The following is a 13,711-nucleotide window of genomic DNA, read 5'->3' as shown; positions in this document are numbered from 1 at the left end:
AAGATCGACATCGTACGGGGAAGTTGGGCACCGGCTGAACCATCCGTGGCGGCCCTCCGTTCCCACAGACGTGCCACACAACCACCCCGCCGACCAGCAGAGCCTGGACGATCAGCCGACCACGGCGAGCGCCGCGGCCGGGACCCGGCCGTCCACCGCCGCCACGCCGACCGTCGAGGCCGCGGAGGGCCCCGGCACCGAACCGACCGCCGCCGGCACCCCGACCGCCGGGACCGGGACGGACCCCGGAACCGGGACGGACCCTGGAACCGGGACCGCACCGTCCGCGCCCGATGCCCCCGGCGCCGAGGCCGCGGAAGGCCCCGGAACGCGGACCGCACCGTCCGCGCCCGACGCCCCCGGCGCCGAGGCCGCGGAAGGCCCCGGAACGCGGACCGCACCGTCCGCGCCGGACACCCCCGGCGCCGGGGGCGGGACCGGCCGGTCCGCTTCCGGCCCCAAGATCGGGGGCGGCACGCAGGACCGGACCGAGCGGTCCGCGGCACCACAGCCGGACGGGACCGGGCGGTCCGCGCCGAAGCCGCCCGGCCGCGTACGCGCCCTTCTGCGCCGGCCCGCGATCAGCCACAGCCTGACCGTGCTCGCCTGCCTGATCGTCTACGCCGCCCTGCTCTACCCGAACGTGCTGCGCCGCCTCACCCCGGCCAGTTTCACCCGGATCCCGGTCGAGGCGGCCATCGGCATCGCCGTGCTGATCGTGCTGCCCCGCCGCCCCCGGCAGGTCATGGCCGCGCTGGGCGGGCTCGTGCTCGGCTGGCTGGTCATCGAGAAGTGCCTGGACATGGGCTTCTTCAAGTTCCTCGCCCGGCCGTTCGACCCGGTGCTCGACTGGGTGCTGTTCGACGACGCCTACGACTTCGTGCACGAGTCGTACGGCCCGGCCGGCGCGGTCGGCGCGGTGGCCGCCGTCGCGCTGCTGGTCGTCGCCGTGCTGGGCACCACCACCTGGGCGTGCCTGCGCGTCACCGCGCTGCTCGGCCGCGACCGCCGCCGGTCCGCCGTCGCCGCCGGTGGCATCGCGCTCGCCTGGAGCCTGGCCCTGACCACGGGCGTGACCACGGTGCTGCCGACCGTCCCGCTCGCGGCCCGTACCACGCTCAGCTACGCCTGGGACCGGGCCGGGCAGGCCCGCGCCGGGATCCGCAACGAGGCCGCCTTCAGCCGCGAGGTCAAGGTCGACGCGTTCCAGAACGTCCCGGCCGGCCAGCTGCTGACCGGGCTGACCGGCAAGGACGTCATGCTCACCTTCGTGGAGAGCTACGGCCGCAACGCGGTCGAGGCGCCCGGCCTGGCCCCCGGCGTCGACGCGGTCCTGGACGCCGGCGCCGCCAAGCTCACGGCCGCCGGTTTCGCCGCCCGCAGCGGCTGGCTGACCTCGCCCACCTTCGGCGGCGGCAGCTGGCTGGCCCACTCGACCACCATGTCCGGGCTGTGGATCAACAACCAGGGCCGGTACCGCAACCTGACCGCCAGCACCCGGCTCACCCTGCCGAGCCTGTTCCAGAAGGCCGGCTGGGACACCGTCAGCGTCATGCCGGGCGCCACCCGGGCCTGGCCGGAGGGCAACTTCTACGGCTTCGACCGGGTCTGGGACTCGCGCAACCTGGGCTACCACGGCCCCAAGTTCAGCTGGGCGCCGATGCCCGACCAGTACACGCTCAAGAAGTTCACCGAGGTCGAGTACGCCAAGCCCGGCCGCGGGCCGCTCTTCGTGGAGATGCCGCTGGTCTCCAGCCACACCCCGTGGGCGCCGATTCCCGAGCTGCTGGACTGGGACCAGGTCGGCGACGGCTCGATCTACCGCGGTGTCGTGGCCCGGCAGCCCGGCAAGGCGGAGATCTGGACCGCCTCGGCCAAGGTCCGCCGCGAGTACGGCAGGTCGATCCAGTACTCGCTGACCACGCTCGTCGACTGGATCACCCGGTACGGCAACGACAACCTGGTCATGGTCTTCCTCGGCGACCACCAGCCGTCCCCGGTGGTGACCGGCGAGAACGCCAGCCATGACGTGCCGATCACGATCGTCGCCAAGGACCCGGCCGTGCTCGACCGGATCGCCGGCTGGGGCTGGACCGACGGGCTCAAACCGGCCGCCGGCGCGCCGGTCTGGCCGATGAGCGCCTTCCGCGACAGGTTCCTCACCGCGATGGGCCCCGGCGGCACCACGCACTGAGTCCGGCCGGGTGTGCGGCGCCGCCCTCCACCGGCCCCGCACACCCGGTCACCGCAGCAGCGGGCGCAACGCCTCCAGGACCGCCGGGTCCTCGATCGTGGACGGGACCGGGGTGTCCGTACCGTCGGCGATGCCCCGCATCGTGCCGCGCAGGATCTTGCCGGAACGGGTCTTGGGCAGCGCGGCCACCACGTCCACCCGGCGCAGCGCGGCGACCGGCCCGATCTGCGCGCGCACCCGCCCGAGCAGGTCCGCCTCCAGCCCGGACGCGTCGGCGCCGGCCTTGAGCACCACGAACGCCCGCGGCGCCTGACCGGTGAGCGGATCGTGCACGCCGATCACCGCGCACTCGGCGACCGCCGGATGGGCGGCCAGCACCTCCTCCATCGCCCCGGTGGACAGCCGGTGGCCGGCCACGTTGATCACGTCGTCGGTGCGGCCCAGCACGTACAGGTAGCCGTCGGCGTCGAAGCGGCCACCGTCGCCGGTCAGGTAGTTGCCCTGGTGGGTGCAGAGGTAGGAGCGGACGTACCGCTCGTCGTCGCGCCACAGCGTCGGCAGGCAGCCCGGCGGCAGCGGCAGCTCCAGCACGATCGCGCCCTCCACGCCGGGCGGCACGTCGGCGCCGGACTCGTCGACGACCCGCACCCGGTAACCGGGCATCGGCACCGACGGCGAGCCGGGCTTGGTGGGCAGCTCCTCGACACCGCGCGGGCTCGCCGCGATCGGCCAGCCGGTCTCGGTCTGCCACCAGTTGTCGATCACGGGTACGCCGAGCAGGTCGCCGGCCCAGTGGTAGGTCTGCGGGTCCAGCCGCTCCCCGGCCAGGAACAGCAGGCGCAGGGCGCGCAGGTCGTACCCGTGGAGGTGTTTGCCGTCGGGATCCTCCCTGCGGATCGCGCGCAGCGCGGTCGGCGCGGTGAACATGCTGACCACCCGGTGCTGGGCGGCCACCCGCCAGAACGCGCCGGCGTCCGGGGTGCCCACCGGCCGCCCCTCGTAGAGCACCGTGGTCGCGCCGGTCAGCAGCGGCGCGTAGACGATGTACGAGTGCCCGACCACCCACCCGACGTCGGACGCGGCCCAGAACACCTCGCCCGGCCGTACGCCGAAGATGTTGCCCATCGACCACCGCAACGCGACCGCGTGCCCGCCGTTGTCGCGCACCACGCCCTTGGGCCGTCCGGTCGTGCCGGAGGTGTAGAGGATGTAGAGCGGGTCGGTGGCCAGCACCGGGACGCATTCCGCCGGCTGCGCCCCGGCCACCGCGTCGGCCCAGCTCAGGTCCCGCCCCGGCCGCAGCGTGGCGGGCTGCTCGGGCCGCTGCAGCAGCACGCAGTGGTCCGGGCTGTGGGCGGCCTGGCGCAGCGCGGCGTCCAGCATCGGCTGGTAGGCGATCACCCGGCCGGTCTCCAGCCCGCACGACGCCGCGACGATCACTTTCGGGCGGGCGTCGTCGATCCGGGCGGCCAGCTCGCGCGCGCCGAACCCACCGAAGACCACCGAGTGCACCGCGCCGAGCCGGGCGCAGGCCAGCATCGCGATCACCGTCTCCGGGACCATCGCCATGTAGATCACCACCCGGTCGCCGCGCGCCACCCCGAGCCGGCGCAGCGCACCGGCGAAGACCGCGACCCGGTCCCGCAGCTCACGGTACGAGTAGGTGCGGGTGACCCCGGTGACCGGACTGTCGTGGATCAGCGCGGGCTGCTCGGCGCGCCCGCCGTCGACATGCCGGTCCAGGGCGTTGTAGCAGGTGTTCAGCTCGGCGCCGGGGAACCAGCGGAAGATCGGGGCCTCGCTGTCGTCGAGGATCCGGGTGGGCGGGACGTGCCAGGAGACGCCGGTCGCGGCGTCCCGCCAGAAGCCCTCGGGATCACTGATGCTGCGCTGGTAGGTCTGCCGGTAGTCAGCCATGATCTGACGCTGCTCCGGGGTGGCGGGGTTGTCCAGCCCTCTTCACTCCGGCGGAAGTTCCGGCACACCGCCTCCGGGGGACCAGCACCGGCCGACGGCGCGCCGCCAGGGTTCAGGTGGCCCGCGGGAACACCTTCTCGACCATGGTCAGCAGGGTGGTGGTGAGCAGGGTGTGCACCTGCTCACGGGTCAGCGCGCCCCGCTGCAGCCACTCCCGCGCGGTGCAGGTGGCCAGCCCCACGTACGACCGGGCCATCCCGCGCAACGCCTCGTCGGGGCGCCCGGCCGGCCCGACGGCGGCCAGCACGCTGTCGGCGGCCACGTCGATCGCCTCGGCGATGACCCGGTCCACGTCGCCGTCCCCGGCCATCCCGCCGGCCGTGATCGCGGCCAGCCAGGACGTGCTGTGCCGGGACACCACGTCGAGGAACCAGGTGACGATGGCGTCCACCCGCTGCGCCGGGGCGCCCCGCGGCAGGCGCTCCAGAGCCACCCCCGGCACGGTCAGCATCACCCGGACCACCTCCAGGTAGAGCTCCTTCTTGGTCCCGAAGTAGTGGTTGACCAGCCCGCGGGCCACTCCGGAGGCGCGGGCCACGTCGGTGGTGGAGACGTCGGCGTACGGCCGCTCGCCGAACAGCCGCACCGCCACCGACATGATCTGCTCGCGCCGGGCGTCCGGTTCCAGCCGCCGGCGGCGATGGACTGCAGCGGGCGCGGCCCGGCCGGTCGATGACCGGTTCTGCTGGCCGTTCCCGGCCGCCATACCGGCGACGCGCGCCCCCGGCGATGAGCTGGACTGCCCCGTCACCGCAGTCCCGGCGGATCCGCGAGCGGCTCCGCCGGTGGCGTGGCCGGGCGGCCTCCCTGTCGACACAGCGGTGACCTTACGGCACGTCGATCCGTCAACCGTCGGGATCCGGCCCGGCATCGACCCGCGGATGGTGACGAAACGACCCGGCAGCGCGGCCCATCGCGAGAAAAGATGAATCCGGGCTTTCATCGTCGGCTTGTTGACACATCGCCAACAGTGCTCGAAGGTGTACCGATGCCGACGCCCCGGACTGGGCGGCTACGCCGAGCCGTGGCGCACGCCCGACCGCAGAAGCGGCGCCGGCTGCCCGGGCTGTGCCGCGGCGAGCCGATCGGCGCGATCGCGATGACCGAGCCGGACGGCGGCGCCGACGTGCACGCGATCCGGACCCGGGCGGTCCGGACCACCCGGGTCGGCTTCCACCAGCTGACGCGGCAGGACCGGCCGGGTCTTGCTCCGACGATTGCATCGTCCGGCACACTCGCGGTGAACTGGACATGGCGACCGCCGCGATGGCCAAAGCCGTACCTGACCGAGGGCCAGTGCGAGATCGTCGACCGGTGCCTGCAGATCTTCGGCGGGTACGGCTGCACCACCGAGCACCCGATCGCCCGGATGTACGCCGACGCCCGGGTGCACAAGATCTACGACGGCACCGACGAGATCATGAAGGAGCTGATCGCCCGTGCCCTCTGAGGCCTACATCTACGACGCGGTGCGTACCCCGCGCGGGCGCGGCAAGGACACCGGCGCGCTGCACGGCACGAAGCCGGTCACGCTGGTCACCGGCCTGATCGACGCCGTACGGGAACGGTCCCCCGGCCTGGCGGCGACCCGGATCGACGACCTGGTGCTGGGCATCGTCACCCCGGTCGGCGAGCAGGGCGGTGACCTGGCCCGCACCGCCGCCCTGGTCGCCGGGCTGCCGGACACCACCGGCGGGGTGCAGCTCAACCGCTTCTGCGCCTCCGGGCTGGAGGCGGTCAACCAGGCCGCGGCCCGGATCCGCTCCGGCTGGGAGCACCTGATCCTGGCCGGCGGGGTGGAGTCGATGTCGCGCAACCCGATGGGCTCCGACGGCGGCGCATGGTTCACCGACCCGGAGACGGCGTTCGCCACCAGCTTCGTCCCGCAGGGCATCAGCGCCGACCTGATCGCCACGCTGGAGGGCTTCACCCGCGACGACGTCGACTCCTACGCCCTGCGCTCGCAGGAGCGGGCCGCCAAGGCGCAGGCGCGCGGCGCGTTCGCCCGCTCGATCGTGCCGGTCCGCGACCCGAACGGCCTGGACGTGCTGACCGTCGACGAGCACCCGCGGCCGGACACCACCCGGGCCGGTCTGGCCAAGCTCAAGCCGTCCTTCGCCGGGATCGGCGAGCAGGCCGGATTCGACGCGGTGGCGCTGCAGAAATACCACTGGCTGGAGGCGATCGACCACGTGCACCACGCGGGCAACTCGTCCGGCATCGTGGACGGCGCGGCGCTGGTGCTGATCGGCTCGGAGCGGGTCGGCCGGGAGCTCGGCCTCACCCCGCGCGCCCGGATCGTCGCGGCCGCGGTGAGCGGCGCGGACCCCACCCTGATGCTGACCGGCCCCACCCCGGCAACCCGCAAGGCGCTCGACGTGGCCGGCCTCACCACGGCCGACATCGACCTGTTCGAGATCAACGAGGCGTTCGCCGCGGTGGTCCTCAAGTACCTGCGTGACCTGCGCCTGGACCCGGAGCGGGTGAACGTGAACGGCGGCGCGATCGCCCTGGGCCACCCGCTCGGGGCCACCGGCGCGATGCTGGTCGGCACGGTGGTCGACGAGCTGGAGCGGCGTGACCTGCACCGGGCCGTGGTCACCCTCTGCATCGGCGGCGGCATGGGCGTCGCCACCGTCATCGAGCGCGTTCAGGAGTTCACCCGATGATCGAGTACACCCGGGACGCCGCCGGCATCGTCACGCTGACGATGAACGACCCGGATCAAGCGGCGAACACGATGAATGCCCGGTACGTGGCCGCGATGACCGCCGCGCTGGACCGGCTGGAGGCCGAACGCGAGCAGGTCGCCGGCGTGATCGTGACGAGCGCCAAGAGCACCTTCTTCGCCGGCGGCGACCTGCCGACGATGAGCCGGGCCCGGCGCGAGGACGCGCCCGCCCTGTTCGAGCTGCTCGGCACGATCAAGCGGGACCTGCGCCGGCTGGAGACGTACGGCCGGCCGGTGGTCGCGGCGATCAACGGGGCGGCGCTGGGCGGCGGCCTGGAGATCGCGCTGGCCTGCCACCACCGGATCGCGTGCGACGCCCCGGACAGCCGGCTCGGGTTCCCGGAGGTGACTCTCGGGCTGCTGCCCGGCGCGGGCGGGGTGACCCGGACCGTACGGATGCTCGGGCTGGCCCCGGCGCTGACCACCTGGCTGCTCACCGGCAAGCGGCTCCGGCCGGCCGCGGCCCGTGACGCCGGGCTGGTGGACGAGGTCGTCGCCACGCCGAGGGAGATGCTGGCCCGGGCGCGGGACTGGATCGCGGCACACCCGGACGCGGCGCAGCCGTGGGACCGGCCCGGGTATCGGATGCCCGGCGGCACCCCGGCCACCCCGGAGCTGGCCGCGCAGCTGCCGGCGTTCCCGGCCACGCTGCGCAAGCAGCTCAAGGGCAACCGGATGCCGGCGCCCGAGGCGATCCTGGCGACCGCGGTGGAGGGCGCCCAGGTGGACCTGGAAACCGCGTTCACCATCGAGACCCGCCGGCTGATCACGCTGCTCACCGGGCAGATCGCGAAGAACATGATCGGCGCGTTCTTCTTCGACATGCGCGCGGTCAACGGCGGCGCGGCCCGGCCGGACGTGCAGGTGGAGCCGGCCCGGCGGGTCGCGGTGCTGGGCGCCGGGATGATGGGCGCCGGGATCGCGTACGCCTGCGCCCGGGCCGGTCTCGACGTCGTGGTCAAGGACGTCTCGCCGGAGGCCGCGGCCCGCGCCGTCGCCGAGGGCGACCCGGCCGTGCTGGCCCGGATCACCCCCACCGCGGACGTCGCCGACCTGCGCGGCTGCGACGTGGTGATCGAGGCGGTGTTCGAGGACCCGCAGCTCAAGCAGCGGGTGTTCGCCGAGGTGGAGCAGGTTCTGGCGCCCGGCGCGCTGCTCACCTCGAACACCTCCACACTGCCGATCACCGGCCTGGCGCAGGGCGTGAGCCGGCCCGCCGACTTCCTCGGCATGCATTTCTTCTCGCCGGTCGGCCGGATGCCGCTGCTGGAGATCGTGGCCGGCGGCCAGACCGGCGACGCCGCCGTCGCCCGGGCGTTCGACCTGGGGCGGCGGATCGGCAAGACCCCGATCGTGGTCAACGACGGGCGCGGCTTCTTCACCAGCCGGGTGATCGGCCGGTTCATCGACGAGGCGATCGGCATGGTGGCCGAGGGGGTGCCGGCCGCGTCGGTCGAGCAGGCCGCGCTGCAGGCCGGGTACCCGACCGGTCCGCTGGCGCTGGCCGACGAGGTGACGCTGACCCTGATCCGCAGGATCCACCTGGCGTACCGGGCGGCCGGCGTGACCGCGGGCCGGGCGCACGCCCTGGTCGAGCGGATGCTGACGGAGCACGACCGGCCCGGGCGCTCGTCCGGCCGCGGCTTCTACACCTACGCCGACGGCCGGCGGGGCAGGCTGTGGAACGGGCTGGCCGGGCTGGCCACCGCCGAGGGTCGCGCGGTGCCCCTCGGCGACCTGCAGGAACGGCTGCTGTTCAGCGAGGCGCTGGACGCGCTGCGCTGCCGTGCGGAGGGTGTGCTGCGCACCGACGCGGACGGCAACATCGGCTCGATCCTCGGCATCGGCTTCCCCGCCTGGACCGGCGGGGTGCTCCGGTACGCCGAGCAGCATCCGGATTTCCGCGGCCGCGCCGCCGAGCTGGCCGCCCGGTACGGCGACCGGTTCGCCCCGGTCTAGCAAGGGCGCCGAGATGACCGCCCTGACCGGGATCCGCGTGGTCGAGCTGGCCGGACTGGCGCCCGGCCCGTTCGGCTGCATGGTGCTCGCCGACCTGGGCGCCGATGTGGTGCTGGTGGACCGGCCGGGCGGCGCCGGGCCGCTCGTCCCGCCGGACGGGCCGCTGCAACGCGGCCGCCGCACGGTCACCCTGGACCTGAAGTCCGAGGCCGGGGTGGCCGACCTGCTGCGCCTCGCCGAGCGGGCGGACGTGCTGGTCGAGGGCTACCGGCCGGGAGTGGCCGAGCGCCTCGGCTTCGGCCCGCGGCGGTGCGCCGAGCTCAACCCGGGCCTGATCTACGCCCGGATCACCGGCTGGGGGCAGGACGGCCCGCTGGCCGCCGCGGCCGGGCACGACATCGACTACCTGGCGGTCGCCGGCGCGCTGGACCCGCTGGGCCGGCCCGGTCAGCGGCCGCACGCGCCGATCAACCTGCTCGCCGACTTCGCCGGGGGCGGCATGCTGCTGGCCGTCGGGGTGCTCGCCGCGCTGGTGGAACGCGGGCGCTCCGGGCGCGGCCAGGTCGTCGACGCCGCGATGGTGGACGGGTCGGCGCTGCTCACCGCGTTCCTGCACGGCATGATCGGGGCCGGCCGGTGGACCGGCGCTCGCGGCGAGAACCTGCTCGACGGCGGGGCGCCGTTCTACGACACGTACCGCACCGCGGACGGCGGACACGTCGCGGTCGGCGCCCTCGAACCGCAGTTCTACGCCGCGCTGCTCACCGGCCTGGGCCTGGACGGCGACCCGGACCTGCCCGCGCAGTACGACCACCGGTCGTGGCCCCGGCTGCGGCAGGTCTTCGCCGAGCGGTTCGGCAGCCGCACGCGCGACGAGTGGGCGGAGATCTTCGCCGGTCTGGACGCCTGCGTCAGCCCGGTGCTGGCCCCGGCGGAGGCGCCGGAGCATCCGCACAACCGGGCGCGGTCGGCGTTCGTCGAGGTGGGCGGGCAACTCCAGCCGGCGCCGGCGCCGCGCTTCGGGCGTACGCCGGCAAGCGTGCCGCGGCCGAGCCGGGCCGCGACCGTACCGGAGATCCTGCGGTCCTGGTCCTGACCGGCGGCGAACCGGTGGGGGCCGCCCAGCCGGACCGTTTGCCGGACCGACCCGACTGGGCGGCGTCCGACCGCGGCCGGCGGGCCGCGGCGACTGCGCGGGCGCGCAGCGGGGGGACGGAGGGATCAACGCGTCCGCGGGCGGAACGGCACGCACGCCGACCGGAACGTCAGATGATGAATCATCGCGCGGCCGGGCGGAACCGCGGCCACCGCGGCGAAGGCGGGCGTGGTGAACCGCCGGGGCGGGCGCGGACGTGAGCGGAGGCCGCTCGCGCTGGCGAGCGGCCTCCCGGCGTACCGATCAGAACGTGAATCCGCCCACCAGGCCGCGCAGCTCCTCGGCGGTGCGGGAGACCTCCTCGCTGGCCTCCCGGGTCTGGTTGACCCCGCTGACCGTGGCCTGGCTGGCCGTCGAGACGTCGTTGATGTTCGCGGCGATCCGGCTGGAGCCGGCGGCCACCTCGCCGATGCTGCGGCTCATCTCGCCGGTGGTGGCGGTCTGCTCCTCCACCGCCGAGGCGATGGTCGTCTGGAAGTCGTTGATCTGCGCGATGACCTCGGAGATCCGGTTGATCACCTCGACCGCGCCGCTGGTGTCCTGCTGGATCGCGGTGACCCGGGCGCCGATGTCCTCGGTGGCCCGGGCGGTCTCCTGCGCCAGGTCCTTGACCTCGCTGGCGACCACGGCGAAGCCCTTGCCGGCGTCGCCGGCACGCGCCGCCTCGATGGTGGCGTTGAGCGCGAGCAGGTTGGTCTGCTCGGCGATGCTGGTGATCAGCTTGATCACGTTGCCGATCTCGGCCGACGACTCGCCGAGCTGGCGGACGGTCTCGGTGGCGCGGGCCGCCTCGGCGACGGCGACCGAGGCCACCTGGGCGGCGTCGGCGGCGTTGCGGGAGATCTCCCGGATCGACAGGCCCATCTCCTCGGAGCCGGCCGCCACGCTCTGTACGTTGCGGGAGATCTCGTCGGCCTCGGTGGCGGCCGAGCTGCTCTGCCGGTCGGTGTTGTCCACCGCCGCGGCGATCTCACCGGAGATCGCGGCCAGCTCGGTGGCCGCGGTGGCCAGCGAGTCGGAGTCCTTGGCGATGGTGATCATCGACCCGCGCAGGTTGTCCAGCGTGTGGTCCAGGCTCCGGGCCATGACGCCCAGCTCGTCGCGGCTGGTGATGTCACTGCGGACGGTCAGGTCGCCGTGGTCGAGCGCGTCGATGACCCGGCCGATCCGCCGGATCGGGTCGAGGATGGAGCGCACCATCGGGATCGCCATGCCGATGAGCAGGGCCAGGCCCAGCGCGGCGACCACGATCGCGGTCCAGCGGGTCGACGTGACCGTGCGGTCCATCGCGGCCTGCTGCTCGGCGACCTGCTTCTCGACCAGCTCGGTGAGCGCGTCCAGCTCGTCGTCGGTCTTGTTGTTCATCTCGATGATCTCGTCGGTGCGCCCGGCCACCGACGCCGGGTTCGCCACACCGGCGGCGACGAAGTCCTGGATGAACCGGTTGAATTCGTCGAAGTCGCCGGTGTAGCCGCGGAACTCGGCGGTGATGGCGGCGGGCAGCCCGCAGGCGAGCACCGCGTCGGACGCCTCCACCGAGGACCGCACGTCGTCCGTGACGTCCTGGCTGACGTCGTGGCCGAGCGCCGCCCGGTAGGCGTCCACCTTCAGCTCGCTCTGCCGGTTGTTCAGGTGGTTCAGCGCGGCCTGGCCGCACTGCAAGCGGCTGACCAGCGACGCCTGGTCGGCCAGGCGGTTCTGGCCGGTGAGGGTGACCGCGGCCAGGCCGCCCAGTGTGACGGCGCCGGTGGCGACGATGATGCCCAGCCTCTTGGCCGTGCCGATGTTTTCCAGACCGAGCATCGTTCCTCCACGGTTGGCCCCGACTGCCCACCCGATCGACCCTGGGCTCGGTCACCTGAGGAATACGCTCGGCGTTCCTACCGTTCGCTCGGCTCCCCGTCGCCGGGGTGGCCGGCGGTTACCGGTGGATCCGGCTGCGCCAGTCGGCCGGGACGGCGCCGGTCGGGCCGGGGACCGGCTGATCCGCGGGGCGGCTGGTGGGCGGGGCCAGCTGCGGGCCGTCGCCGGCCTGGCCGGTCGAGAAGTCCCAGAACCAGTCCTCACCCGGCTCGAACGACTGGATCACCGGATGGCCGGTGGCCCGGAAATGGGCGGTGGCGTGTTGCGCGGGCGAGGTGTCGCAGCAGCCGACGTGGCCGCACTGCGCGCACCGGCGCAGGTGGACCCACCAGCCGCCGGACTCCAGACACTCCACGCAGCCGGCGCCGGACGGGGGGACATCGGGGCGGATCGACGCGCTCACGAACGGAACCTACCGCACCGCGGCGGGGTGGGCCCGGTCGTAGTCCCGCTGGGCGGCGCCGATGTGGCCGATCTCGCTCTCCAGCAGGTCGATCAGCTCCTTGAGCTTGCCGGCCACCCGGGCGCCGAGCGGGGTCAGGCTGTACTCCACCCGGGGCGGGATGGTGGCCTGCACCTCGCGCCGGACCAGACCGTCGCGCTCCAGCGCCTGCAGCGTCTGGGCCAGCATCTTCTCGCTGACCCCGTCGACCCGGCGGCGCAGCGCGTTGAAGCGGTAGGCGCCGTCGTGCAGCGCGGCGAGCGCCAGACCGCCCCAGCGGCCGGTGACGTCGGCCATCACCTGCCGGGAGGCGCAGTCCCGGGCGAAGACGCTGGGGATGAGGTCGTCGGCCGGCTCGGTCATGGATCGAGGATACCCAGTTCCGCAGTGCCTCCCGGAGTGACGGCGCCCACCGACAGTTGGTACTTTCGAAAAGTTAGTGCATTCTCGGATGCAGCGCTTACCCAGCTGACCCGCAAGGAGTTGTCATGACCACCATCGCTGTCACCGGCGCCACCGGGCACCTCGGCCGGCTCGTCGTCCAGGCCCTGCTCGACCGGGGCGTCGACGCGGGCGCGATCGTCGCCGCGGTGCGCACCCCGCAGAAGGCGGCCGACCTGCTCGGGCGCGGCGTGCAGGTGCGCGAGGCCGACTACGACCGCCCGGAGACCCTGGCCACCGCGCTCGCCGGGGTGGACCGGCTGCTGCTGGTCTCCGGCAACGCGGTCGGCAGCCGGCTGGCGCAGCACCGGGCGGTGATCGAGGCGGCGAAGGCGGCCGGGGTCGGGTTCGTGGCGTACACCAGCGTGCTGCGCGCCGACACCACCCCGATCCGGCTGGCCGCCGAGCACCGGGCGACCGAGGAGGCACTGGCCGCGTCCGGGCTGCCGTACTCGTTCCTGCGCAACGGCTGGTACCTGGAGAACTACACGTCGCAGCTGCCCACCGTGCGGGCCACCGGCGCGTTCCTGGGCAGCGCCGGTCAGGGCCGGATCGCCGCCGCCACCCGCGCCGACTACGCCGAGGCGGCGGCCGCGGTGCTGACCGCCGGGTCCGCGCGGCCGGTGTACGAGCTGGGCGGCGACCAGCCGTTCACGATGGCCGAACTGGCCGCCGAGGTGAGCCGCCAGCTGGGCGCCGAGATCGGCTACACCGACGTGCCGGCCGAGCAGCTGGTGACCATCCTGACCGGGGCCGGCGTGCCGCGGGACTTCGCCGAGATCCTCGCCGACACCGACGTGCACGTGCGCGAGCACAGCGCGCTGGACAACCCGGGCCCCGACCTGCGCGAGCTGATCGGCCGCCCGACCACCGCGCCGGCCGAGGCGATCGCCGAGGCGCTGAAGCGGTGACCCCGCCGCGCCCCGCCGCGCGGCGACGGCGGGGCGC

At 74.1% G+C, this 13,711-nt stretch carries 11 protein-coding genes; 6 read left to right on the top strand and 5 right to left on the bottom strand.

Features of this window, described 5'->3' with window-relative positions; translation table 11 throughout:
• The first annotated feature begins 70 nt into the window (after positions 1-70).
• Positions 71-2,194: a sulfatase-like hydrolase/transferase gene (locus ACTEI_RS11825; protein ID WP_316248172.1), complete on the top strand. Its 2,124-nt coding sequence runs from the start codon at positions 71-73 to the stop codon at positions 2,192-2,194.
• Between the two features lie 48 nt (positions 2,195-2,242).
• Here ACTEI_RS11825 and ACTEI_RS11820 read toward each other — a convergent pair whose 3' ends face one another.
• Both ACTEI_RS11820 and ACTEI_RS11815 read right to left on the bottom strand, forming a co-directional pair.
• Positions 2,243-4,111 (bottom strand): AMP-binding protein, encoded by a 1,869-nt coding sequence (locus tag ACTEI_RS11820; protein WP_122977696.1) that lies wholly within the window; start codon positions 4,109-4,111, stop codon positions 2,243-2,245.
• 112 nt (positions 4,112-4,223) lie between these two features.
• Positions 4,224-4,877 (bottom strand): TetR/AcrR family transcriptional regulator, encoded by a 654-nt coding sequence (locus tag ACTEI_RS11815; protein WP_122977695.1) that lies wholly within the window; start codon positions 4,875-4,877, stop codon positions 4,224-4,226.
• A gap of 282 nt (positions 4,878-5,159) precedes the next feature.
• On the opposite strand from ACTEI_RS11815, the gene ACTEI_RS37740 reads away from it, so the two are divergent.
• The 4 genes from ACTEI_RS37740 to ACTEI_RS11795 are packed head-to-tail and all read left to right on the top strand — an operon-like array spanning position 5,160 to position 9,957.
• Positions 5,160-5,621, top strand: a complete 462-nt coding sequence (locus ACTEI_RS37740; RefSeq protein ID WP_239082499.1) for an acyl-CoA dehydrogenase family protein — start codon at positions 5,160-5,162, stop codon at positions 5,619-5,621.
• Entirely contained in the window at positions 5,611-6,840 is a 1,230-nt protein-coding gene (locus tag ACTEI_RS11805; protein ID WP_122977694.1) for an acetyl-CoA C-acetyltransferase, read from the top strand. Before ACTEI_RS37740 ends, ACTEI_RS11805 begins: the two co-directional genes overlap by 11 nt.
• Entirely contained in the window at positions 6,837-8,861 is a 2,025-nt protein-coding gene (locus ACTEI_RS11800) for a 3-hydroxyacyl-CoA dehydrogenase NAD-binding domain-containing protein (RefSeq protein WP_122977693.1), read from the top strand. The genes ACTEI_RS11805 and ACTEI_RS11800 overlap by 4 nt, the downstream gene beginning before the upstream one ends.
• A 13-nt stretch (positions 8,862-8,874) precedes the next feature.
• Complete coding sequence (locus tag ACTEI_RS11795; protein ID WP_122977692.1) at positions 8,875-9,957, top strand: CaiB/BaiF CoA transferase family protein; 1,083 nt, start codon at positions 8,875-8,877, stop codon at positions 9,955-9,957.
• A gap of 303 nt (positions 9,958-10,260) precedes the next feature.
• Here ACTEI_RS11795 and ACTEI_RS11790 read toward each other — a convergent pair whose 3' ends face one another.
• The 3 genes from ACTEI_RS11790 to ACTEI_RS11780 form a co-directional block, all read right to left on the bottom strand.
• Positions 10,261-11,820, bottom strand: a complete 1,560-nt coding sequence (locus tag ACTEI_RS11790; protein ID WP_122977691.1) for a methyl-accepting chemotaxis protein — start codon at positions 11,818-11,820, stop codon at positions 10,261-10,263.
• A 118-nt stretch (positions 11,821-11,938) separates the two neighbouring features.
• On the bottom strand, positions 11,939-12,283 hold the full coding sequence (locus ACTEI_RS11785; protein WP_122977690.1) for a UBP-type zinc finger domain-containing protein: 345 nt from the start codon (positions 12,281-12,283) through the stop codon (positions 11,939-11,941).
• A gap of 9 nt (positions 12,284-12,292) precedes the next feature.
• Complete coding sequence (locus tag ACTEI_RS11780; protein WP_122977689.1) at positions 12,293-12,685, bottom strand: winged helix-turn-helix transcriptional regulator; 393 nt, start codon at positions 12,683-12,685, stop codon at positions 12,293-12,295.
• Positions 12,686-12,810: 125 nt separating this feature from the next.
• On the opposite strand from ACTEI_RS11780, the gene ACTEI_RS11775 reads away from it, so the two are divergent.
• Positions 12,811-13,674 carry an SDR family oxidoreductase gene (locus ACTEI_RS11775; protein WP_122977688.1) on the top strand — a complete coding sequence of 288 codons (864 nt, stop codon included), beginning with the start codon at positions 12,811-12,813 and terminating at the stop codon, positions 13,672-13,674.
• Positions 13,675-13,711 lie beyond the last annotated feature (37 nt).

Origin of the sequence: Actinoplanes teichomyceticus ATCC 31121 (assembly GCF_003711105.1) — a bacterium.
GTDB lineage: Bacteria > Actinomycetota > Actinomycetes > Mycobacteriales > Micromonosporaceae > Actinoplanes > Actinoplanes teichomyceticus.
This window is presented reverse-complemented; position numbering and strand designations above follow the sequence as displayed.

Bases quoted from the DNA above. Each gene is read 5' to 3' on its own strand.
- ACTEI_RS11795 (WP_122977692.1), top strand. From the start codon at position 8,875: ATGACCGCCCTGACCGGGATCCGCGTGGTCGAGCTGGCCGGACTGGCG.
- ACTEI_RS11780 (WP_122977689.1), bottom strand. From the start codon at position 12,685: ATGACCGAGCCGGCCGACGACCTCATCCCCAGCGTCTTCGCCCGGGAC.
- ACTEI_RS11820 (WP_122977696.1), bottom strand. From the start codon at position 4,111: ATGGCTGACTACCGGCAGACCTACCAGCGCAGCATCAGTGATCCCGAG.
- ACTEI_RS37740 (WP_239082499.1), top strand. From the start codon at position 5,160: ATGCCGACGCCCCGGACTGGGCGGCTACGCCGAGCCGTGGCGCACGCC.
- ACTEI_RS11800 (WP_122977693.1), top strand. From the start codon at position 6,837: ATGATCGAGTACACCCGGGACGCCGCCGGCATCGTCACGCTGACGATG.
- ACTEI_RS11775 (WP_122977688.1), top strand. From the start codon at position 12,811: ATGACCACCATCGCTGTCACCGGCGCCACCGGGCACCTCGGCCGGCTC.
- ACTEI_RS11815 (WP_122977695.1), bottom strand. From the start codon at position 4,877: ATGGCGGCCGGGAACGGCCAGCAGAACCGGTCATCGACCGGCCGGGCC.
- ACTEI_RS11790 (WP_122977691.1), bottom strand. From the start codon at position 11,820: ATGCTCGGTCTGGAAAACATCGGCACGGCCAAGAGGCTGGGCATCATC.